At 65.3% G+C, this 20863-nt stretch carries 21 protein-coding genes and 1 riboswitch; of the genes, 13 read left to right on the forward strand and 8 right to left on the reverse strand.

The genetic code is table 11. The features are described 5' to 3' along the window. Positions 1–23 precede the first annotated feature (23 nt). Positions 24–1688, forward strand: a complete 1665-nt coding sequence (locus KMZ68_RS21135; RefSeq protein WP_215613096.1) for an aminotransferase class III-fold pyridoxal phosphate-dependent enzyme — start codon at positions 24–26, stop codon at positions 1686–1688. A gap of 199 nt (positions 1689–1887) precedes the next feature. Here KMZ68_RS21135 and KMZ68_RS21140 read toward each other — a convergent pair whose 3' ends face one another. The 3 genes from KMZ68_RS21140 to KMZ68_RS21150 form a co-directional block, all read right to left on the reverse strand. Continuing rightward, positions 1888–2514 (reverse strand): hypothetical protein, encoded by a 627-nt coding sequence (locus KMZ68_RS21140; protein WP_215613097.1) that lies wholly within the window; start codon positions 2512–2514, stop codon positions 1888–1890. Positions 2515–2637: 123 nt separating this feature from the next. Next, positions 2638–3324, reverse strand: a complete 687-nt coding sequence (locus KMZ68_RS21145) for a class I SAM-dependent methyltransferase (protein WP_215613098.1) — start codon at positions 3322–3324, stop codon at positions 2638–2640. A 22-nt stretch (positions 3325–3346) separates the two neighbouring features. After that, positions 3347–4402, reverse strand: a complete 1056-nt coding sequence (locus KMZ68_RS21150) for a glycosyltransferase family 4 protein (protein WP_215613099.1) — start codon at positions 4400–4402, stop codon at positions 3347–3349. A 155-nt stretch (positions 4403–4557) separates the two neighbouring features. Between KMZ68_RS21150 and KMZ68_RS21155 the strand changes: the two genes are divergently transcribed. From KMZ68_RS21155 to KMZ68_RS21185, 7 genes are all read left to right on the forward strand, one after another. After that, positions 4558–5964 (forward strand): TAXI family TRAP transporter solute-binding subunit, encoded by a 1407-nt coding sequence (locus tag KMZ68_RS21155; RefSeq protein WP_215613100.1) that lies wholly within the window; start codon positions 4558–4560, stop codon positions 5962–5964. Between the two features lie 239 nt (positions 5965–6203). Beyond that, entirely contained in the window at positions 6204–6887 is a 684-nt protein-coding gene (locus KMZ68_RS21160; RefSeq protein WP_215613101.1) for a L,D-transpeptidase, read from the forward strand. 252 nt (positions 6888–7139) lie between these two features. Beyond that, on the forward strand, positions 7140–7472 hold the full coding sequence (locus KMZ68_RS21165) for a GIY-YIG nuclease family protein (protein ID WP_215613102.1): 333 nt from the start codon (positions 7140–7142) through the stop codon (positions 7470–7472). Positions 7473–7562: 90 nt separating this feature from the next. Beyond that, on the forward strand, positions 7563–9131 hold the full coding sequence (locus tag KMZ68_RS21170; protein WP_215613103.1) for a DUF4403 family protein: 1569 nt from the start codon (positions 7563–7565) through the stop codon (positions 9129–9131). Between the two features lie 190 nt (positions 9132–9321). After that, positions 9322–9981, forward strand: coding sequence for an ABC transporter ATP-binding protein (locus KMZ68_RS21175; protein ID WP_215616423.1), 660 nt, complete (start codon positions 9322–9324; stop codon positions 9979–9981). Next, a complete protein-coding gene (locus KMZ68_RS21180; protein ID WP_249779437.1) occupies positions 9978–12341 on the forward strand; it encodes an ABC transporter permease in 2364 nt (787 codons plus the stop codon). The genes KMZ68_RS21175 and KMZ68_RS21180 overlap by 4 nt, the downstream gene beginning before the upstream one ends. A 2-nt stretch (positions 12342–12343) precedes the next feature. Continuing rightward, the gene (locus tag KMZ68_RS21185; protein ID WP_215613104.1) at positions 12344–13537 is read left to right on the forward strand and encodes an efflux RND transporter periplasmic adaptor subunit; all 1194 of its coding nucleotides are present in this window, start codon (positions 12344–12346) and stop codon (positions 13535–13537) included. 61 nt (positions 13538–13598) lie between these two features. On the opposite strand, the gene KMZ68_RS21190 is transcribed toward KMZ68_RS21185, so the two are convergent. From KMZ68_RS21190 to KMZ68_RS21210, 5 genes are all read right to left on the reverse strand, one after another. Further along, a complete protein-coding gene (locus tag KMZ68_RS21190) occupies positions 13599–13811 on the reverse strand; it encodes a dodecin family protein (protein WP_215605337.1) in 213 nt (70 codons plus the stop codon). A 231-nt stretch (positions 13812–14042) separates the two neighbouring features. Continuing rightward, complete coding sequence (locus tag KMZ68_RS21195) at positions 14043–14564, reverse strand: PRC-barrel domain-containing protein (protein ID WP_215613105.1); 522 nt, start codon at positions 14562–14564, stop codon at positions 14043–14045. 201 nt (positions 14565–14765) lie between these two features. After that, complete coding sequence (locus tag KMZ68_RS21200; RefSeq protein WP_215613106.1) at positions 14766–15143, reverse strand: PRC-barrel domain-containing protein; 378 nt, start codon at positions 15141–15143, stop codon at positions 14766–14768. Positions 15144–15201: 58 nt separating this feature from the next. After that, positions 15202–15405: a hypothetical protein gene (locus tag KMZ68_RS21205; RefSeq protein WP_215613107.1), complete on the reverse strand. Its 204-nt coding sequence runs from the start codon at positions 15403–15405 to the stop codon at positions 15202–15204. A 150-nt stretch (positions 15406–15555) separates the two neighbouring features. Beyond that, complete coding sequence (locus KMZ68_RS21210) at positions 15556–17046, reverse strand: hypothetical protein (RefSeq protein ID WP_215613108.1); 1491 nt, start codon at positions 17044–17046, stop codon at positions 15556–15558. Positions 17047–17234: 188 nt separating this feature from the next. On the opposite strand from KMZ68_RS21210, the gene KMZ68_RS21215 reads away from it, so the two are divergent. From KMZ68_RS21215 to KMZ68_RS21235, 5 genes are all read left to right on the forward strand, one after another. After that, positions 17235–17765 (forward strand): lytic transglycosylase domain-containing protein, encoded by a 531-nt coding sequence (locus tag KMZ68_RS21215; RefSeq protein WP_215613109.1) that lies wholly within the window; start codon positions 17235–17237, stop codon positions 17763–17765. Positions 17766–17820: 55 nt separating this feature from the next. Next, positions 17821–17954: riboswitch (TPP riboswitch) on the forward strand. Continuing rightward, positions 17942–18982 (forward strand): FAD-dependent oxidoreductase, encoded by a 1041-nt coding sequence (locus KMZ68_RS21220; protein ID WP_215613110.1) that lies wholly within the window; start codon positions 17942–17944, stop codon positions 18980–18982. Its footprint overlaps the riboswitch before it by 13 nt. Then, positions 18973–19170, forward strand: a complete 198-nt coding sequence (gene thiS, locus KMZ68_RS21225; protein ID WP_215613111.1) for a sulfur carrier protein ThiS — start codon at positions 18973–18975, stop codon at positions 19168–19170. The genes KMZ68_RS21220 and thiS overlap by 10 nt, the downstream gene beginning before the upstream one ends. Before the next feature lie 169 nt (positions 19171–19339). Further along, positions 19340–20122, forward strand: coding sequence for a thiazole synthase (locus KMZ68_RS21230; protein WP_215613112.1), 783 nt, complete (start codon positions 19340–19342; stop codon positions 20120–20122). Beyond that, complete coding sequence (locus KMZ68_RS21235; RefSeq protein ID WP_215613113.1) at positions 20109–20717, forward strand: thiamine phosphate synthase; 609 nt, start codon at positions 20109–20111, stop codon at positions 20715–20717. Before KMZ68_RS21230 ends, KMZ68_RS21235 begins: the two co-directional genes overlap by 14 nt. Positions 20718–20863: the final 146 nt, after the last annotated feature.

Genomic DNA, 20863 nt, shown 5'->3' on the forward strand with positions numbered 1-20863 from the left:
CGGGACTGGTTAGCGCTGGTGGCATGGATTCGCCTCTTCCGATTCTGGCCTTGTCCGCCGCCGCGATCACCGGCGCTGCGACCATCTTTCCCAAATTGCACGCCCGGCTGGCGTTGTCGCGGGCCAAGCATCGCTCGCTGACCGGACACTCCAAAATGTCCCGCCTGGTCGCGCGGCTGGTGCCGTTCTACGAATTCGACATCGACGACTTCTTTCGTTCCGATGGCGCCCCGTCCGAAATCGCGCTGCAGCGGCAGGACGGCTTCTTCAAACTCGCGGCGCTTTACAAGGAACGCTTCCCCAAGGGCCGGCAGATGACGCTGCAGGCATCGGAAAGAATCTCCGATCTGCAATTCACCGAGGCCTACCGGGTGCCGTTCCAGTACAGCCGGCTGGTCCGGGAGCATCTCGGCAGCGGCGCCTTCATGGCGTCCTCGGCGGGGGTGACGCTCACCGACCTCGACGGCAATGTGTTCTACGACCTGACCGGTTCGTACGGCGTCAATATCTTCGGCAACGACTTCTACAAGGAATGCATTGCCGGGGCCGAGGCGCGCGCCCATGCGCTCGGCCCGGTGCTCGGTTCCTATCATCCCGTCATTACCGACAACGTCGCGCGGCTGTGCGCGATTTCGGGGCTCGACGAGGTCTCGTTCCACATGTCCGGCACCGAAGCTGTGATGCAGGCGGTGCGGCTTGCCCGCTATCACACCGGCCGCTCGCATCTGGTGCGCTTTGCCGGGGCCTATCACGGCTGGTGGGGCGACGTGCAGCCCGGCGTCGGCAATCCGATTTCGCCGCACGAGACCTATACGCTCGCCGACATGTCGGAACGAACGCTGCATGTGCTGAAGACGCGGCGCGATATCGCCTGCGTGCTGGTCAATCCGCTGCAGGCGCTTCACCCCAACGCCAATGCGCACGCCGATTCCGCGCTGGTCGACAGCTCGCGAGCCGGTCATTTCGATCGTGCCGCCTATGGACAGTGGCTGAAAGCGCTGCGCGAAGTCTGCGCCGAGCGCGGCATTGTCCTTATCTTCGACGAGGTGTTCGTCGGCTTCAGGCTGGCCGCCGGCGGCGCGCAGGAATATTTCGGCGTGCGCGCCGACATGGTGACCTACGGCAAGAGTCTGGCGGGTGGGCTTCCCGTCGGCGTGGTCTGCGGCCGCAGGGACCTGATGCGGCGCTTCCGCGAGGATCGCCCGGTCGATGTCTGCTTCGCGCGCGGCACCTTCAATTCGCACCCCTACGTCATGACGGCGATGGACGAATTCCTCAACCGGCTCGCCGATCCAGCGTTCCGTTCGGTCTATGACGGGCTCGACGACACCTGGGACGGGAGGGCGCGGCAGCTCAACGAAAGGCTGGCCGCGCAGGATCTGCCGGTCCGCCTCTCCAACCTGTCGTCGATCTGGATGGTGCAATATACCGAGCCGTCGCGCTATAACTGGATGCTTCAATACTATCTGCGGGCGGAAGGGCTCGCCCTGAGCTGGGTCGGGACCGGTCGCCTGATTTTCAGCCTGAATTATACCGATGCGGATTTTGCGGAAGTGGCCGACCGGTTTGTTGCTGCGGCATCGAAGATGAAGCAGGACGGCTGGTGGCGGCATGCCGCCTCGCTCACCAACAAGAACATCCGCCGGCAGATCCTGAAGGAGATGATCACGCGAAGACGGCCGCAGTGAAGGCGAGAGGCGGGATCTGTTGTCCTCCGTCACGGCCGGGCATAGCCGTCCAAAGGACGGCGTCGCTTCCGCTCGCCTATGACCCGGCCATCCACGTCTTCCTTGCCGCAATGCTGCCAAGACGTGGATGCCCGGCACGAGGCCGGGCATGGCGAAGTCTTGTTGCACCGCAGCCTATCCCCTTGTCCGAATCAAGCACTCAAGCGTGCTTTTCGACACCGTGATCAATTAGATCGTGGCCGGGATCGATCAACTCGCCCTTCATCAAGTACAGCGGCGACTTGTAATACAGCTTGAGGTCGCTGAACGGGTCGGTCAGGATCTTGGTCATCCAGACCAGGCCGGTCTCGACGTCGCGGATGAAGAACAGGTGCACGGTCCGGAACAGGAGGCCGCCGATCCCGATTGCCAGCCAGACCTTGGCGACCTGCCGCATGAAGTCAGCCGGCGAATTCCATGGCGTAAAGACTCCGAACAGGGTCGGGTCGAGGAACAGCACCAGCGGCGAAAGCGCCCAGATCGCCATCAACACGATCTTCCGGTTCAGATTGTAGCCGACCTTGATTTCCTCTTTGTAATCGTGGGTCGCCTGGTTGATATGATCGTAGCCCTTGGGCTCGAAGAAGAAATGCCCCGCCTGCCGGGTGGTCATCGAGACCAGCCAGCCGATCAGCGCGGCGGCGAGCGGATCGACGAACAGCATCGCATAGGCGATCAGAAAGCTGGCGGCGCTGACAAAGTGCAGGCTCTGATTGATGCGGCTGTGATGGTAGTAGCGATGGTCATCCCAGCGTTGCGTGCGCAATTGTTCGCGGAAGTTCTTCATCTTCTTCTCCCCCAAAATCAGTCGAGATATCGTTTACCGAGATTCGATGTCCGGGGCGTGACGACATCATAATGACATGTGACGTTTCGCCGGGCGGCGGTCGTTGGATGCCTGCCGACGCGCCTAGGCGGCGGCCGCAACCTCGGTCTTGCGAAAGCGGATCAGCGAGAAATGGCCGAGCGGCGGCACCGGGCGGCGTTCGACCAGTTCCATGCCGCGCGCGCCCGCCAGCCACTGCGCGTAGCGCGACCACGCGAATTCGGTGCGCCAGCCCAGTTGACGCACCACCGGCTGCAGCTGCTGCTCGATGAAGCGGCGTATCCCGGCATCGGCGCTGACGCGGCTCAGCAGGATGAGTTCGCCGCCGGGCCGCAGAACCCGGGCGAATTCGTCGAGCGCGGCTTCCGGGTTGGGCACCGCCGTCACGACATATTGCGCCATCACCACATCGAACGAGCAATCCGGAAATTCCAGCTTCTCGGCGTCCATGACCGCAAGACCCTCGACATTCTCGAGGCGGAGATCGGCTACCCGCGCCTTCGCCTTGCGCAGCATGGCTTCCGAAATATCGGTGCCGAAGATACGAAGGTGAGAGGCATATTGCGGCAACGAGATGCCGGTTCCGACGCCGACCTCGAGCACGCGGCCGCCGATGCCGTTGGTGGCGAGAATGGCGGCGCGCCGGCCCTTGCTGAACACCCCGCCAAACACGAGGTCATAGATCGGCGCCCAGCGGTCATAGGCCTGCTCGACCATCTCGCGGTCGAAGTCCAACTGCCTTGCACCGTCAAGCTTGATTATTTCTGCCATCGCTACTCTGCCTTTTTTCCGATTAGCCCTGCACTGCGCTTCTGCTCGCCATGCGGCGGGCGGGCCGCAGCGAACGGCTCGGCTGCAATGCGCTCAGATTGCCGATGAACTGTCGCACGCTGTTTTCCCAGGAACGCTCCAGCGCAAAACGCCGGCATGCTTCGCGGGAAATGCTCAGCGCCCCGATGCAGGCGCGGCGAAGGTCGCTATCCAGAACGCCGACGGGGTGATCCGCGATCACGTCCAGCGGTCCTGTGACCGGAAACGCCGCAACCGGAGTGCCGCAGGCCAGCGCCTCGAGCTGAACGACGCCGAAGGTGTCGGTGAGGCTCGGAAAGACAAAGACGTCCGCCGCCGCCATATGCGAGGTCAAATCCGCGCCGGTCTTTTCGCCGAGAAACTTGGCCTTCGGATATCTGCGCTCCAGCACCGCCTTCTGCGGTCCGTCCCCGATCACCACCTTCGATCCGGGCAGGTTCAGCGCGAGAAACGCCTCGAGGTTCTTCTCGACCGCGACGCGGCCGACGGTCATGAAAATGGGCCTCGGCAAATCAAGCTCGGCCGGATCGTCGGGTTTGAAGAGATCGGTGTCGACCCCGCGCGTCCAGTTGCCCAATTTCCGGAAACCTCTGGCGCCGAGTTCCTGCCTGAGCGACGAGGTCGCGACCATCGTCATCGACGCCGACGCGTGGAAGTGCCGCAGCACGGCGTAGCTGAGCCAAGCCGGAATGATCGAGCGCACCGCGATGTATTCCGGAAAGCGTGTCGTGTAAGAGGTCGTGAATGCCAGCCTGCGGCGCCGGCAATAGGCGCGGACCGCCCATCCGATCGGCCCCTCGGTCGCGATATGGATGGCGTCCGGCGATGCCGCCTCTATTCTGCGGGCAATCTCGCGCCGGTTCGGCACCGCTACCCGCAACCCCGGATAGGTCGGGACGGCAACGGACGGAAACCCGTCGGGGGTCAGGAAGTCGATTTCGGCGCCGAGCGCGGAAGCGCTGCGGGCCAATGAGGTCAGCGTCCTGACAACGCCGTTCACCTGCGGATGCCAAGCGTCGGTCGCAACTAGAATCCGCATGAAGGGAACCTGAGAGCTAATGATTCTCAGTTGCGGACGTTCGGCCAAGGATATTTCAGGCGTGTGACGTCACCCCTTCAAGAGTATGACGTCACCCGGCGCGGGGCCGTCTTTTTCGAGCCGCTCGCGGGTTTTTCGTGTAGCGTGGCACAACGATGTCGTCATCAGAACTTGACAAAACGCCGGCCGCGGCTCCCCGGCGCCGCAAACGGCGCGATTATTCGCTGCTGGTGCTGGCGGCGGGCATCTTCCTGTTCGGCGCGGCCGCGGGCGGACTGTATTACGTGCTGCGCCCGGTCACCTTGCGCATCGCCGTCGGCCCGCCCGGCAGCGACGACCAGAAACTGGTGCAGGCGCTGGCGCAGACCTTCGCCCGCGACGCAAGTCCGGTGCGGCTGACGCCGATCACGACGGAAGGCGCGGTCGAGAGCATCGCGCTGATGGCGGCGAAGAAGGCCGACCTCGCGGTCGCGCGCGGCGACCTGGACTTGCCGGCCGACGCCCAGTCGGTCGCCATCCTGCGCAAGAACGTGGTGGTGCTGTGGTCGGTTGCCGGCCATCCGCCCAAGGGCTCGAAGAAACCGCCGGCGCCGAAGATCAAGGAGATCGGCGATCTCGCCGGACACCGCGTCGGCGTCATCGGCCGGACCAAGGCCAACGTCAACTTGCTGCGCGTGATCCTGACCGAATCCGGCGTCAACCCCGACAAGGTGACGGTCACCCAGTTCGCGACCAGCCAGATCGCCGAGATGGCGCGCGATCCCGCCATCGACGCGTTCATGGCGGTGGGGCCGCTCAACAGCAAGATCACCACCGAAGCCATCGCCGCCACCGCGAAAGCGCGGGGCGAGCCGAAATTCCTGCCGATCGAGGTGTCGGAAGCGCTCGCCCAGAAACATCCGCTCTACGAAGCCGAGGAAATTCCCGGCAGCACCTTCAATACGTCGCCCGCGCGCCCCGAGGACAAGGTCGACACCGTCAGCGTCAACCATCTGATCGTCGCGCCGAAGGCGCTGTCGGAAACCGCGGTCGCCGCCTTCGTCCGGCAATTGTTCACGGTGCGCTCCTCGCTCGCCAGGGAAGTGCCGAGCGCTGCCAAGATCGAGAAGCCGGATACCGACAAGGACGCGGCCCTGCCCGCGCACCAGGGCGCGGCGGCCTTTATCGACGGCACCGAACGCACCTTCCTCGAGAAATATACCGACTACATCTGGGGCGCGATTCTGGTGCTCTCGGGGCTCGGCTCGGCCGGCGCCTGGCTGCGGCACTATCTGAAGCGGGACGAGAGGGAGCAGTACGACGAGCATCGCGATCATCTGCTCGCCATCATTTCGAGGGTGCGGCTGGCGGATACACCCGACGAACTGGCGGCGCTGCAATCCGAGGCGGACCGCCTGCTGCGGGAAACGCTGGATTGCTACGACGACGGGGCGATCGAGGAAGGCGATCTGGCGGCCATCGGCCTCGTGCTCGACCAGTTCAACCATGCGGTGGCCGACCGCCGCGCCGCCATCGGCCCGGCTTCCGAAGGCGCCGAACCGGCGCGCATGCGGGCGCTGTAGCCCGGCACTCGCCACCCCTAATAAATGCCTGAAACCAATCGATAAAAACTTACCGCTTGGGGTCGGGAAGGAATAACCCCAAGCCGGATTATGTCGTCGAAAGGCCGGCGATGAAACAATTCTTACCGCGATGAAACCATTTTGGCGACATTGTGCAAACGTCTTGAAACGGTTGATCGGTACTGGTTTCCCCAACGACGCGCCAAAATGGCGCGCAAGGCGCAAACAGGGGACGACCGATGTTCAACTCATTCAGGCTGAATTCCCGCCTCGCAGCCGCCGTCGGCGCGCTGACGATCGGTGCTTTCGCATTTTCCGGCTCCGCCGCGGCCGCGCCGCTGCAGCTGTTTCCCTTCATCATGACCCCGCCGGTGCAAGCAGCGCCGCCGCCGGTGCAGGCCGCACCTTCCGACGATGAAGGCACCGTGGCCGAGTTGCCGGCGCGCCTGAAGCGCCAGATCGTCAGCTACGCCAGCCGCGAGGCGCCCGGCACCATCATCATCGATACCCCCAACACCTATCTCTATTACGTGCTGGGCGGCGGACGGGCGATCCGCTACGGCATCGGCGTCGGCCGCGACGGCTTCACCTGGTCCGGCGTGCAGACCATCAGCAAGAAGGCGGAATGGCCGGATTGGACTCCGCCCCCGGAGATGATCGCGCGCCAGCCCTACCTGCCGCGTCACATGGCCGGCGGCCCCGGCAATCCGCTCGGCGCCCGCGCCATGTATCTCGGCGGCACCATCTATCGCATCCACGGCACCAACGCGCCGCACACGATCGGCACCCACGTCTCCTCCGGCTGCCTGCGGCTGACCAATGAAGACGTCACCGACCTCTATTCGCGCGTCAACGTCGGCACCAAGGTGATCGTGCTGCCGATGGACCGCCGCGCCGACAATTCGATCGGCAAGCGGGGATGAATCATTCAGCAACGATAGAGTTGATGATTTGAAAAATGGCGCGGTCCCCGCGCCATTTTTGTTTTCGCACACATCCCCTCATCCTTCGAGACGCCCGCCTGCGGGCGGGCTCCTCAGGATGAGGCCGCGATGGTCTGGCGGGCATCCTTTGAGAGCTGCCAACTCACTTCTTGAATTTGACACACCGGCAGTTAGCCTCATCCTGAGGAGCGGCGTCTTCGCCGCGTCTCGAAGGATGGGGCGTGTACGGGAATGACCGAGGGAGCGTGGCTCTACATTCTCAGATGTTCCGATGGAAGTTACTACATCGGCACCACCCGGACGTCGCTCGAGATCAGAATAGCCCAGCACAATAGCGGCACGTTCGAAGGCTACACTGCATCGCGCAGGCCGGTGGAACTGATTTTCTCGCAATGGTTCGATCGGATCACGGATGCCATCGAGAATGAGCGCAAGCTGAAGAAATGGAGCCGCGCCAAGAAGGAAGCGTTCATCCGCGGCGACTTCGAATCGCTGCAGCAACTGGCAAAGCGCAAGTCAACTCATCCTTCGAGACGCCCGCCTGCGGCGGGCTCCTCAGGATGAGGGCTGGAGTGTCTGGCCGCCTATCCCCCCGCTCTGGCGCCTCCCCCGCCCGCCCTGTAGAATTATCAGCTGATTTGGTCCGGGGGGACGATGCGGCTGCCGATAAGTCTGAAGACGATCCTGCTCGGGGTCGCGGTGGTCGCGGTCTCGTTTTTCGTCAGCCTGAAGATCATGGACTGGGTGGCGCCGCGCGGCACCTTCCGCCCGCCGGTGCTGGTCGAATTGCCGCCGCTGCCGCCGGCCCCGCGCTCCTCCCGCATCATCGCGCCGGTAGCGATCGCGCTGTCGGCGATTCGCGAAGCCGCCGATCGCGGCGCGCCGCGCAGCTTCGCCGGCAAGGCCGATAATCCGGTGTCGCAGATCCTGCAGAACGCCGATATCGGCTGGACCGCCTCGCGCGGGCCGATCACCGCGACCGGCGCCCAGGACCTGCTGTCGCTGGCCACGCCGCTGACGGGAACGCTGAATGTGACGGGCTCGCTGTCGGCGAAAGCGACCGGCGCAGTCGGCGACGCGCTCGGCGGCCTGCTCGGCGGCAATGTCGCGAAGCAGATCGGCAGCGTGAACATCAAGAACCTCAACGCCAGCGCCGAGATCAAAGGCAACGTCACCATCACCGCAAGGCCGAAGCTCGCCGCCGCCTGGCGGCTCGAGCCGAACCTCGCCGCGCAGGTCAATCTCGGCGACACCAGCCTCGTGGTGGCGGGCGCGCGCGTCAACGTTCCGGCACAGGTCAAGCCGCTGATCGACAAGACGGTAGCCGACCAGATCGCCGCGACCCAGGCGCGGATCCGCAACGATCCGGCGCTGGAGCAGAACGCGCGGGCGCAATGGGCCAAGGCCTGCCGCTCGATCCCGCTGCAAGGCACCGGCGCCACCTCGTCGCTGCCGGCGCTGTGGCTGGAGCTGCGGCCGACCCGGGCGATCGCCGCGCAGCCGCGCGTCGATGCCTCCGCGGTCACGCTGACGCTCGGCATCGAGGCGGAGACCCGCATCACCCCGGTGCAGACCAAGCCCAATTGTCCGTTCCCGGCGACCATCGCCATCATCCCGGCGACGCCCGGCGGGGTCAGCATCGGCGTGCCGATCGACATGCCGTTCACCGATCTCAACAAGCTGCTGGAGGCGCAGTTCGCCGGCAAGACCTTTCCCGAGGACGGCTCGGGCGCGGTCGACGTCACCGTCAAGCGCGCCAACGTCGCCGCCTCGGGCGACCGGCTCCTGATCTCGCTCCTGGTCAACGCCAGGGAGAAGAAAAGCTTCTTCGGCTTCGGCGGCGAGGCCAACGTGCATATCTGGGGCAAGCCCGTGCTCGATCAGGCCAGGCAGACGCTGCGGCTGACCGACATCGAACTTGCGGTCGAATCCGAAGCGGCGTTCGGGCTGCTCGGCGCCGCGGCGCGCGCGGCCATGCCGCATCTGCAGAAGGCGCTGGCCGACAAGGCGACGATCGACCTCAAGCCGTTCGCCAGCAATGCGCAGAAGAAGATCGCCGCCGTGATCGCGGACTTCCAGAAGAACGAGGACGGCGTGCGAGTGGCGGCCGAGATCTCGAGCCTGCGGCTCGCCGACATCGCCTTCGATTCCAAAACGCTGCGCGTGATCGCGGAGGCCGAAGGCGCAATCAACGTCTATCTCACGGCGCTGCCGGGACTGTGACGGGGCTGGCGCCGGGCGCCAGATTGACCTGTCTCAAACAGGGTACGGCGCAAGGCGCTACCTATCTTCGGCCGCTCGTTGAAGCGCGCACTGGCAGTAGCAGGACATCGTGGCGCTGAACCAACCCCGGCAGCAAGGCGAACCCCGTCGCTTGGTCTTTCAGGCCCGCGATCTGTCCAAGACCTATGTCATGGGCGAAGTCGAGGTCCACGCCCTCAGGGACGTCAATCTCGACATCTATGAAGGCGAATTCGTCGTGCTGCTCGGGCCGTCCGGTTCGGGCAAGTCGACCTTGCTCAACATCCTCGGCGGGCTCGACGCCCCGACCGGCGGCCAGGCGCGCTGGCGCGACCATGACCTGGTCGGCGCCGACGACGCCGAACTGACGCGCTACCGGCGCGAGCATGTCGGGTTCGTGTTTCAGTTCTACAATCTGATTCCGAGCCTGACCGTGCTCGAGAACGTGGCGCTGGTGAACGAGATCGCCGACAAACCGCTCGATCCCCGGGAGGCACTGGCGCTGGTCGGCCTCGACAAAAGGCTCGATCATTTTCCCTCGCAGCTCTCCGGCGGCGAGCAGCAGCGTGTCGCGGTCGCCCGCGCCATCGTCAAATCGCCCGATGTGCTGTTGTGCGACGAGCCGACCGGCGCGCTCGATTTCGAGACCGGAAAGGTCGTGCTGGCCGCCATCGCGCGGGTCAACGAGCAACTCGGCACCACGACGATCATCATCACCCACAACGCGGCGATCGCAGGCATGGCGGATCGCGTTCTCCGTCTCGGCGGCGGACGCATCGTCGGCGAAGAGCGCAACGCGCGCCGGCTTTCGCCGGAAGAGGTGCGCTGGTGACCCTGCTCGATCGCAAATTGCTGCGGGATATCCTGGCCATGCGCGGGCAGGTGACGACCATTGCGCTGGTGGTCGCCGCCGGCACGGCCGTCTTCATCGCCTCGATCTCGACCTACGATTCGCTGCGCGCCGGGCGCGACCGCTTCTACGCCGCCACGCGGTTTCCGCAGGTTTTCGTAACCCTCAAGCGGGCGCCGCTTTCGGTGGTGGCGCAGCTCAGGGAAATTCCGGGCGTGGCCGCGATCGAACCGCGGATCGTGCGCGACGTCATTCTGGACTGGCCCTCCGCCATCCTGCCGGTTTCGGCGCGGATGGTTTCGCTGACGCATGCCGGCGACGAGCCGCTGGCGCGGTTGCATGTGCGCCGAGGCACCCCGCCGGAGCCGGGCGACACCAGAACCGTCGCCATCAACGAGGCCTTTGCCGAGGCGAATTCGGTCAAGCTCGGCACCGACGTGCCGGTCGTGCTGAACGGGCGTATCCAGAATTTTCGCGTCGCCGGCGTGGCGCTGTCGCCCGAATATGTCTATGCGGTGAAACCGGGGGTGCCGATCCCCGACGACCGCTTCTACGCCGTGCTCTGGGTCGACCGCAGCGCCGCCGAGGCCGCCTTCGACATGAAAGGCGCGTTCAACGACGCCATCGTGTCGCTGACCCCGGGCAGCGACCCCAGGCAGGTGATCGACCAGCTCGACCGCCTGCTCGAGCCCTATGGTTCGGTCGGCGCCATCGCCAGGCGGGATCAGCCGTCCAATCGTTTCCTGGACGACGAGCTCAACCAGCAGAAGGTGATGTCGATCACCATCCCCATCATCTTCTTCGGGGTCGCCGCGTTCCTGCTCAACGTGGTGCTCGGAAGGCTGGTGACCGCGCAGCGCGAGCAGATCGCAGCCTTGAAGGCGCTCGGCTTTCCGACGACGCCGCTGGTGTTGCACTATCTCAAGCTGGTCGCGGTCGTCGTTCTCTTCGGATCGGCGCTCGGCCTCGCCGGCGGCTACCTGTTCGGCGAGGCGATGGTGGCAAGCTATCACGGCTTCTTTCGCCTGCCGGCGCTGGTGTTCGAACCGACGCCATGGTCCGCGCTCGCCGGCTTCCTGATCAGCCTTGCGGCGGCGACGCTCGGCGTGGTGACGGCGCTGCGAAACGTCGTCGCGCTGGCGCCGGCGGTGGCGATGCGGCCGGCCGCACCGCGGCGTTTTCGCCGTTCGTGGATCGAGGCATTGCTGTCGGCGAAGGCGCTGACGCCGCGGCGGGTGCTGGCGATCCGCAATTTTGCCGGCCGTCCGCTGCGCAGCACATTCACGATCGTCGGCATCGCGCTCGCGGTGCCGATGGTGGTGCTCGGCCTGTTCTGGCGCGACGCGATCGACCAGATGATTGAAGTCCAGTTCAACCTGGTCGAACGCGGCAACGCCGTGGTCACGTTCCCCCATCCGCTCAACCGCACCGTGATCGGCGACCTCGCGCGCGAGCCCGGCGTGCTCGTCGCCGAAGGTCTGCGATTTGTCCCGGTCCGCCTGCGCGCGGGACATCGCAGCTACCTGACGTCGGTGATCGGCCTGCCGTTCAACGCCGGCCTGCGGCGCCCGCACGATGCGGCATTGCGTCCGATCGACGTGCCGCCCGATGGCATCACCCTCACCCGCCGGCTGGCCGAACGGATCGAGGTCCGCCCCGGCGAAATCGTGACGATCGAGGTCATGGAGGGCCAGCGCCGCAAGATCGACCTGCCGGTCAGCGCCATCGTCGACGAGACGATCGGGATGTCGTCGTACATGGAGATCGACACGCTCAACCGCCTGACCGGTGAAGGCGCGGTGGTGTCGGCAGCGTCCCTGTTCGTGGAGCCGTCGGCGCTTCCGGCCCTGTCGCGGCGCTTCAAGGAACTGCCCGTCATCGAGTCGGTGGCGGTGAAGGCCTACACGCTGAGTTCGTTCCTGGAAAAGATCGCGGGCATCGTTCTCGTCAGCGCCGGCATCCTCACCGCCTTTGCGGTGATCGTCGCGGTGGGCGTGGTCTATAACAGCGCCCGCATCGCCTTGCAGGAGCGCGCCTGGGAGCTCGCCAGCCTGCGCGTGCTCGGCTTCACCCGCGCCGAGGTGGCGCAGATCCTGTTCAGTCAATTCGCCGCCGAAATCGCGCTGGCGATTCCGATCGGGCTGGTGCTCTCCCAGAGCATCGTCACGCTGATCGCGCGGTTTCATTCCAACGAGAGCTTCCAGATTCCGGGCGTGGTGGGCGCGCGAACCTATGTGGTGGCGGTCGCCATTGTCGTGGCCACCGCCGCAGCCAGCGCATACATCGTACGCCGCCGGGTCGATCGTCTCGATCTGGTTGCGGTACTGAAGACGAGGGATTGACGATGCAGATCACGGCCGGTCGTGTGGGGTTGGCGCTGGGCGCACTGGCTGCGGCCGCGGGCATCGCCTGGTTTGTGATGCCGCAGCCGATCCCGGTCGAGACGGCGACCGTCAGCAAGGGACGCTTTGTCGCCAGTGTCGATGACGACGGCAAGACCCGCATCCGCCAGCGTTATGTGGTGGCAGCCCCGCTCGGCGGGCGCCTGACGCGCGTCCGATTGAAGGCGGGAGACCCGGTTGCCGCCGACGATGTCGTGGCCGCGATCCTGCCGCCGCCGGCGCCGCTGCTCGACCCGCGCAGCCGCCGCGAGGCCGAGGAACGGCTGGGCACCGCCGAGGCCGCGCTGGAGCGCAGCAAGGCTGCCGTCGAGCGCACGCAGGCCCAGGCCGAGCAGGCCAGGACCGAGCTCGATCGCACCCGCACGCTTGCCGGTCGCGGCGCATCGACCGTGCAGGCGCTGGAGCGCGCCGAACTCGCGCAGCGGATCGCCGATCGCGACCTGCGGGCCGCGGAATTCCAGGATCATGCGGCGGGCCATGAAGTCGCCCAGGCCAAGGCGCTGCTCGGCCGCTACAGGGATGGCGTGGACGCACCGACCGAACCCTGGAACGTCACGGCGCCGGTATCGGGCGTGGTGCTGAAGGTCTTGCAGGAGAGCGAGACGGTGGTGCAGTCGGGAATGCCGCTGATGGAAATCGGCGATCCGCGCGACCTCGAAATCGTGACCGACGTTCTCAGCACCGATGCGGTCGAAATTCGTCCCGGCGCCGAGGTTACGATCGAGCATTGGGGCGGGCCCGGCGTGCTTTCGGGGCGGGTGCGCCGGGTCGAGCCCGCGGCGTTCACCAAGGTGTCGACGCTCGGCGTCGAAGAGCAGCGGGTCAATGTGCTGATCGACGTGTTGTCGCCGCCGCAGCAATGGAACGGCCTCGGCGACGGCTATCAGGTGGACACGCGGATCACCGTGTTCACGCAGGACGACATCGAGATCATCCCGGCCGGCGCCCTGTTCCGCCGCGGCGACAGCTGGAGCGTCTACGTCGCCGACGATGGACGCGCGCAACCGCGAACCATCGAACTCGTGCGCCGCTCCCGCGGTTTTGCCGCAGTCAGGAAGGGGCTCGCCCAGGGCGAACGCGTGATCGTCTATCCCAGCGATCAGGTCAGCCCCGGCGTCCGGATCAGTTTGAAATGAGAAACCTCGCCCCGCTTGCGGGACGAGGTCGGGCAAGCGGGCTCGCAGCTTGATCGCTGCATCAGCCCTCGAACTTGAACGAGACTTTCAGCTTGGCGCGGTAGGCTTCGACCTTGCCCTTGGCGTCCAGTTGCAGATCGAGCTGGACGATTTCGGCAACACGGAGATCGCGCAGGGATTTGCCGGCCCGGTTGACGGCCGCGGTGGCGGCCTTCTCCCAGGATTCCTTGCTGGTGCCGATCAGCTCGATGACCTTGTAGACGCTCTCAGCCATGTCGTCCTCCCGTTGATGTCAGGCAGGACGAAAGGGTGCTCCTGCCGCGCAGGCAGCCTAACATCGGGATACCGGCGCCGAAAGGATGCGCCGCACCATGCTTCCGTGCGCCGAGGCCGGCGCATCGAACCGCTGCAGAACAAGGCCGGGCGGCAGCGCTGCCGTCCGGCCATTTCGGATCATCGGCTCAAGGCGTTAAGGCGAGGGCCTTAAGGCATGGGCCTTGCCCGCTCAGATCGCATATTTGAACTCGGGCATCGCCTTCAGCGCATCTTTGGTGGCGCTGAACACGGCGTGATCCGGATACCACGGGTTGGGCTTCGATGCGATCGGCGGAGGCGCGGTGCCGGTGGCGGCGCCCGTGGTCGTGGTCGACGACGGGCGGCTGCCCGGTGCGTTCGCGGCGCCGGTGTAGGCGACCGGCTCGTTGACGAACCTGATCTTGTCGAAGGGAACGGCGACCAGATGCTCGCCGACGCCGAGGAAGCCGCCGACGCCGAGCACCACCGCCTTGATGTTCCCGCTCTTGTCGGTCAGGAGATCGTTGATCGAGCCGAGACTTTCATTGGCGTCGTTGTAGACCCTGAGCCCGACGAGCTTCGAGGCACGCCAGTTGCCCTGCATCGAAGTGTCCGACACCATCGACGGCGACGACTTGGCGCTGTCGGTGGTGGCGGTCGGGGTCTGCGCGAAAGCAACCGTCGCAAGCAATGCGGATCCGACCAGACCCGCCGTCATGAATCTTGCCAACATCTGGGGTTCTCCCTGATTTGAAATCGATCGGGAGAAAACCCGCTACGCCTCCGGCCGTTCCGGAGGCCGGGCACATTTTCAACATCCACGATTGCAACATCCACGATGAAGGGCGATCGGTTCCGCGGAACACGTCACCACGGGCGCGGACAGCTCGCGCTGCTGCGTTGCGGTTTTCAAGACACCAGGCTGCGAATGCGATCAGAACGCGCCCCAGTACGGCGGTGTGCGATAATAGCGATGCAGCTCGGCTTCCTGCGAGCGGTCGCCCCAGTCGAAATCCTTGTCGGCGCGGAACGACGGCGCGCGCTTCAGCTCCTCGTCGTCGATATCGAGCTGGTAGGCCTCGAACGTCGTATTGTAGGTGAGACGCTCCCACGGCAGCGGCAAGAGGCTGGTTCCCATGCCGAGGAACCCGCCGAAACTGAGGATGGCGTAGGCCACCTTGCCGGAAACCTTGTCGATCATCAGCCGCTCGATGTGGCCGATCCTGTCGCCGTTGGGCCGCCGCACCGCGGTGCCTTCGACCCGGTCGCTCGCAATCAACTGATGTTGTTTGGTCATGACGTCGGTCATCATCGTCCCTCCTTGGGTTGATGAAGGAGGAAACTAACGCAATGCCCTTCAACGAGTTCCGTCAGGCCGCCAGCGGGGTTTCCCGGTCCGACTGCGACGCATCGTAGAACGCCACCGCCTCGAAGCGGTAATTACAGGCCTTGCAGCGCCACAGATAGGAAATGCGGCGCGGACCGTTTTCGATCCAGTCCGGGGCGGCGATCGGCTCGCCGCATTGGGCACAAGGATTTTCACGGGGCAGATAGCCGAACTCTCTTCGGGCCATGCGCGTCTCCCTTGTCGTCTCTTGGTTTTGAGCTGGTGGTGGTGCTGGAAGTTGGACAGGATTGCTGCCGGATATTGACGCAAGCGGATTATAATTCTTGCCGCGCATTGCGTCTATTGCACGGCGAGACGCCGGAAATAATTTGAAGATTTATTTCGCCTTCGGATCGACCGCCGGTTGCCTGCTGTGCACCGCACCTGATTTGCGGAGATGAATCGTGGCGATATCATCGCTGTAAATCTTCTGCCAGCCGTCGACATGGTCGAGCAATTTGCTCGCCGCACTTTGCGTACGCATCAGCGTCGCCTCGATGTTGTACGCTTCCAGCAGCCGGAACAGGTTTTCCGGTTCCATCAGGCCGGACGCCGCATTGTGGTCGACGAAAAATTTCTCGCCGTAGAGTTCGGTGCGGCCGTCGATGAAGGGCGCGACGCCGTTGGCGATCAGATAGCCGCCGAAATCGTAATCGTTGAACACGCGCGACAGTTTCAGTTGCTTCAGCGCAGCCACCGCCGCGACCGGCGAGCCGCGGGTATGCGGCTCGAAGCGATGCACTGACGTCCAGGCGATCGTTGCCGCCAAGAGCGCGGCCGCGACACCGGCGAACAATAGTCCGCGCATCGGCGCGGCGGTGGAAGGGGCCGTCGCCGCGCCGCCGATCTGCTTGCCCAGCGGCGCGGCGAGAACGAGCGGCGCCAGCAGCGCCAGGATTTCGCTGGCGCGGCCTTGCGCGAGCGCCATGTGCACCAGTCCCAGCAGCAGCACGATGCGCACCGGCGGCAGTTTGATGCCGCGATAGAGTGCGAGCCCGGTGCCGAGCAGCAGGCAGACCTCGAGCGCGCCGAGGCTGCCGAAATCCGCCGGCTTCCATTCCATGATCAACGGCAGTGCGGCGCCGAGGCCGAGGATCTTTTGCGACGCCAGCAGCGCATTCCAGCCATAGGGCGTGACGAAACTCGTCAGCAGCGCCGCCGCGCCGAACGCTGCCCAGCGCAGCGCCAGCGATTTGCGCAAGCGCGCTTCCGCGCTCCACACCGCGTCAAGCGCGATCGGCGCGATCAAGACCAGACCGAACACGAAGCCGCCATGCAGGTTGGCCCACAGCGCCATCAGCGGCAGCAGCCGCAACGACGGCGCCGCGCGGCGGTCCGCCGCCGATATCATGCCGCAGACCCATGCCACCATGACCGGCAGCGCCAGCACATGCGGCCGCGCCAACAGATGCGGCACCGCCAGCGCCAGGCCTGCGGCGATGAACACCAGGGTGGTGCTTTCGCTCAAATGCCGGTTGAGGAATTTCGTTGATAGCGCGAAAGTCGCCGATATCGCTGATGCCGCCAGCACCACCGGCCCGCTCCAGCCGAACATCGCGAAGGCCTTGGCGTACATCACCTGCGCCAGCCACTGCGTCGAGATCCAGGGCTGGCCGCGCATGGTGAAGGAATAGACGTCGGTCTCCGGCACCGCGCGGTAGTCTGATATCCACTGCCCGACGGTGATCTGCCACATCGTGTCGGGATCGATCAGCAGCCGGTTTCCGGCCAAAAGAAACAGCGCGTAGATGGCGACGCCGACCCATAACGGCAGCAAGCCGCGCAGGGGGTGCGCGGCCTCCGTGGTGTGGGCGACGGATAGGGTCATTGGCGCGGCCGGATTTTCGGACTTTTCCGGTCAATCGAAGCACGCCAGGGCATAATTCTTGGTAAATCCGGCCCGCCAAAGCATGGGCAATACGCCCGAGAAAGCCGGGATTTGGCCACATCCCTGCCCGGCGATTGCGGCAATGGAGGTGCCCAGCCCCCCATAACAGCACCGAGGCCCTTTTCCCGATGAAACGTTTGCTGTCGCTCGCTTGCTTCGCCGCCATCGCCACACTGCCATTTTCGGAAAGCGCGCTGGCGCAGCGCGCCGAATACGATGCGCTGGTCGCGACCCACGCCAGCGCCAATGCGGTGCCGGAAGCGCTGGTGCATCGCGTGATCAAGCATGAGAGCCGCTACCAGCCGCAGCTGGTCGGGCGCGGCGGCACCATCGGGCTGATGCAGATCAAGCTCGCGACCGCGCGCGGCCTCGGCTACGGCGGCGACGCCGAAGGGCTGCGCGATCCCGCCACCAATCTGACCTATGGCGTGAAGTATCTCGCCGGCGCCTTTCGCGCCGCCAACGGCGACCACAACCGCGCCATGGCCTATTACGCCAGCGGCTATTACCACGCCGCCAAGCGCCAGCGGCTGGAGCGCATCGCGGTTCAGGGGCAGGAGCCTTCCGGCAGTCCGATCGAGGTATCAGCCGGTCCGCCGCGGAAACACGCGACCGGGAACTCCGCCGACGCCAAGGCACAGCGGGTTCCCGCGCGCTAGACCGGTGCAAACCGGCTGCGCAGCGTTGACACTCCCTGCCATCGGCCTACATTAGCCCCGTTCCGAGGGGAGCTCCGACGAGGAGCTGAGATACCGCACGCTCGAACCTGTTTTCAGGCGAGAGACCGCGGTGACCCTTTGAACCTGATCCGGGTCATGCCGGCGAAGGGACAGGGATGTACCAGAGTTCGAAAGCACAGCGCGGGCCGTCGCCCGTCGCGCCCGGGGGGGAATCCCCGGTTTCCATCATCGGCGCCGGCATTGCCGGCGCCTGGCAGGCGCTGTTGTTCGCGCAGGCCGGCCACGACGTCACGCTGCACGAGCGCAGCGACGAGGCGATGATGCTCTCCACCAGCCACTGGGCCGGCGGCATGCTGGCGCCCTATTGCGAGAGCGAGGTCGCCGAACCCATCATCAGCCGGCTCGGCCTGAAATCGCTCGATCTGTGGCGCCGCGAATTGCCGGATACCCCGTTCAACGGCTCGCTGGTGGTGGCGCTGCCGCGCGAGCGCAACGATTTCGAACGCTTTGCCAGGCTCACGACAGGCCACCAGCGGCTCGATGCGCGCGGCCTCGCCGAACTCGAACCCTCGCTGGAAGGCCGCTTCCGCGAAGCGCTGTACTTTGCCGACGAGGGCCATGTCGAGCCGCGCCGCGTGCTGCCGAAACTGCACGAGCGCATCATCGCCGCCGGCGGCACCATCAAGTTCAACAGCGAGCCTGAGCCCGCCGAGCTCGACGGTATCGTGATCGATTGCCGCGGGCTTTCCGCGCGCGACACCCAGCCCGAGCTGCGCGGCGTCAAGGGCGAGCTGATCCTGATCGAAACCAGCGAGGTTCAACTGGCGCGCCCGGTGCGGCTGATCCATCCGCGCTGGCCGCTCTACGTGATCCCGCGCGAGGACAACCTGTTCATGCTGGGCGCGACCTCGATCGAGGCTGAGGACACCGGCGTCAGCGTCCGCTCCGCGCTGGAATTGCTCGGCGCGGCCTATGCGGTGCACCCGGCGTTCGCCGAAGCGCGGATTCTCGAATTCGGCTCGGGCCTGCGCCCGGCGTTTCCCGACAATTTGCCGCGCATCGCGATCGACAAGAAGCATATCGCGGTCAACGGGCTCTATCGCCACGGCTTCCTGATCGCGCCGGCGCTGGCGGAACTGACGCTCAACTTCGTCGAACGCGGCCAGATCGACAACGAGGTGATGCGATGCGTGTGATCGTCAACGGCGAGGCGCGGGAAATTTCCTCGTCAAGCGTCGACGCGCTGCTCGCCGAACTCGAATATGAGGGCACCCATTTCGCGATCGCGCTGAACTACGACGTACTGCCGAAGAGCCGCTGGGCCGAGACGCCGCTCAAGCACGGCGACGAAATCGAGATCATCACGCCGCGGCAGGGAGGGTGAGGATGGGTGCGCATCACACTCTACACCTGTCGTCCCTGCGAACGCAGGGACCCATAACCACAGGCCTTCGTGGTTACGAAAGGTTTCTACCACACTGCCACATTGAGAAGACACGGCGTATGGGTCCCCGCGTTCGCGGGGACGACAGCTGCGTGTTGGGACGGCGATCATGCTGAAATTCTACGACCGCGAATTCACCTCCCGCCTCCTGATCGGCAGCGCGCTGTATCCGTCGCCGGCGATCATGCAGCAGGCGATCCGCAGCTCCGGCGCCAACATCGTCACGGTGTCGCTGCGGCGCGAATCCGCCGGCGGCAAGACCGGCGATGCGTTCTGGTCGCTGATCCGCGAGCTCGATGTGACGGTGTTGCCGAACACCGCCGGCTGCCGCAGCGTGCGCGAGGCGGTGACCACGGCGAAGCTGGCGCGCGAACTGTTTGCGACATCATGGATCAAGCTGGAAGTGATCGCCGACAACGACACGCTGCAGCCCGACGTGGTTGGCCTGGTCGAGGCCGCCTCCATCCTGATCAAGGACGGCTTCGAGGTGTTTCCCTATTGCACCGAGGATCTCGGCGTCGCGATGCGGTTGGTCGATGCCGGCTGCAAGGTTGTGATGCCGTGGGCGGCGCCGATCGGCAGCGCCAGGGGCATCGTCAACCGCGATGCCTTAAAACTGCTGCGCGACCGCCTGCCCGACATCACGCTGGTGGTCGATGCCGGTTTGGGCGCGCCGTCGCATGCGGCGCAGGCGCTGGAACTCGGCTACGACGCCGTGCTCCTGAACACCGCGATTGCCAAAGCCGCCGACCCCGTCGCGATGGCGAACGCGTTTCGGCTCAGCATCGAGGCAGGCCGCACTGCCTATCAAGCCGGGCTGATGGAAGCCCGCGACTTCGCCTCCCCTTCCACTCCTGTCGTTGGGACCCCGTTCTGGCATGCCGTATCCTGATCGATTTTATCCCGTCGTCGACAGCGTCGCCTGGGTGGCGCGGCTGGCGCTGCTCGGCGTCGGCACCATTCAACTGCGCGCCAAGGAGCTGAACGATGCCGACGCGCTGCAGATCGTGCGCGACGCGCTGGAGGTGATCAAGGGCACGCCGGCGAGGCTGGTGGTCAACGACTACTGGCGCGCGGCGATCACGGCGGGCGCCAGGCATCTGCATCTCGGCCAGGAGGACCTTGTCGATGCCGACCTCAAGGCGATCCGCGCAGCCGGCCTGACGCTCGGCATCTCCACCCATGACGACGAGGAACTCGAAACCGCGCTGCGCGCCAAACCCGATTACGTCGCGCTCGGGCCGATCTTCCCGACCACGCTGAAATCGATGCGCTTCGCGCCGCAGGGCATTCCGAAAATCACCGAATGGAAGAAACGCATCGGCAACATCCCGCTGGTCGCGATCGGCGGCATCAAGCTCGAACACGCCGCCGAGATTTTCAAAGCCGGCGCTGACTCCATCGCCGTCGTCAGCGACGTCACCCAGAACGCCGACCCCGACGCCCGGGTGCGCGCGTGGCTCGGACTGAACGCGGAGGCGGCGTGATGAGACTTACGAAATCGCCCACTGCCGAAACAAACACCGTTGTCATCGCCCGGCTTGACCGGGCGACCCAGTATTCCAGAGACGGTCGTGTTCAACCGAGAAGCCGCGGCGTACTGGATCGCCCGGTCAAGCCGGGCGACGACACT

The organism is Bradyrhizobium sediminis, from assembly GCF_018736105.1.
In the GTDB taxonomy this organism is placed as follows: Bacteria; Pseudomonadota; Alphaproteobacteria; order Rhizobiales; family Xanthobacteraceae; genus Bradyrhizobium.

Coding starts and splice junctions, on each gene's coding strand:
- KMZ68_RS21195 (WP_215613105.1), bottom strand. CDS start 14,564: ATGTTGGCAAGATTCATGACGGCGGGTCTGGTCGGATCCGCATTGCTT.
- KMZ68_RS21200 (WP_215613106.1), bottom strand. CDS start 15,143: ATGATGACCGACGTCATGACCAAACAACATCAGTTGATTGCGAGCGAC.
- KMZ68_RS21215 (WP_215613109.1), top strand. CDS start 17,235: ATGAAACGTTTGCTGTCGCTCGCTTGCTTCGCCGCCATCGCCACACTG.
- KMZ68_RS21160 (WP_215613101.1), top strand. CDS start 6,204: ATGTTCAACTCATTCAGGCTGAATTCCCGCCTCGCAGCCGCCGTCGGC.
- KMZ68_RS21190 (WP_215605337.1), bottom strand. CDS start 13,811: ATGGCTGAGAGCGTCTACAAGGTCATCGAGCTGATCGGCACCAGCAAG.
- KMZ68_RS21220 (WP_215613110.1), top strand. CDS start 17,942: ATGTACCAGAGTTCGAAAGCACAGCGCGGGCCGTCGCCCGTCGCGCCC.
- KMZ68_RS21210 (WP_215613108.1), bottom strand. CDS start 17,046: ATGACCCTATCCGTCGCCCACACCACGGAGGCCGCGCACCCCCTGCGC.
- KMZ68_RS21155 (WP_215613100.1), top strand. CDS start 4,558: ATGTCGTCATCAGAACTTGACAAAACGCCGGCCGCGGCTCCCCGGCGC.
- KMZ68_RS21165 (WP_215613102.1), top strand. CDS start 7,140: ATGACCGAGGGAGCGTGGCTCTACATTCTCAGATGTTCCGATGGAAGT.
- KMZ68_RS21205 (WP_215613107.1), bottom strand. CDS start 15,405: ATGGCCCGAAGAGAGTTCGGCTATCTGCCCCGTGAAAATCCTTGTGCC.
- KMZ68_RS21150 (WP_215613099.1), bottom strand. CDS start 4,402: ATGCGGATTCTAGTTGCGACCGACGCTTGGCATCCGCAGGTGAACGGC.
- KMZ68_RS21145 (WP_215613098.1), bottom strand. CDS start 3,324: ATGGCAGAAATAATCAAGCTTGACGGTGCAAGGCAGTTGGACTTCGAC.
- KMZ68_RS21175 (WP_215616423.1), top strand. CDS start 9,322: ATGGGCGAAGTCGAGGTCCACGCCCTCAGGGACGTCAATCTCGACATC.
- KMZ68_RS21230 (WP_215613112.1), top strand. CDS start 19,340: ATGCTGAAATTCTACGACCGCGAATTCACCTCCCGCCTCCTGATCGGC.
- thiS (WP_215613111.1), top strand. CDS start 18,973: ATGCGTGTGATCGTCAACGGCGAGGCGCGGGAAATTTCCTCGTCAAGC.
- KMZ68_RS21170 (WP_215613103.1), top strand. CDS start 7,563: ATGCGGCTGCCGATAAGTCTGAAGACGATCCTGCTCGGGGTCGCGGTG.
- KMZ68_RS21140 (WP_215613097.1), bottom strand. CDS start 2,514: ATGAAGAACTTCCGCGAACAATTGCGCACGCAACGCTGGGATGACCAT.
- KMZ68_RS21135 (WP_215613096.1), top strand. CDS start 24: ATGGATTCGCCTCTTCCGATTCTGGCCTTGTCCGCCGCCGCGATCACC.
- KMZ68_RS21235 (WP_215613113.1), top strand. CDS start 20,109: ATGCCGTATCCTGATCGATTTTATCCCGTCGTCGACAGCGTCGCCTGG.
- KMZ68_RS21185 (WP_215613104.1), top strand. CDS start 12,344: ATGCAGATCACGGCCGGTCGTGTGGGGTTGGCGCTGGGCGCACTGGCT.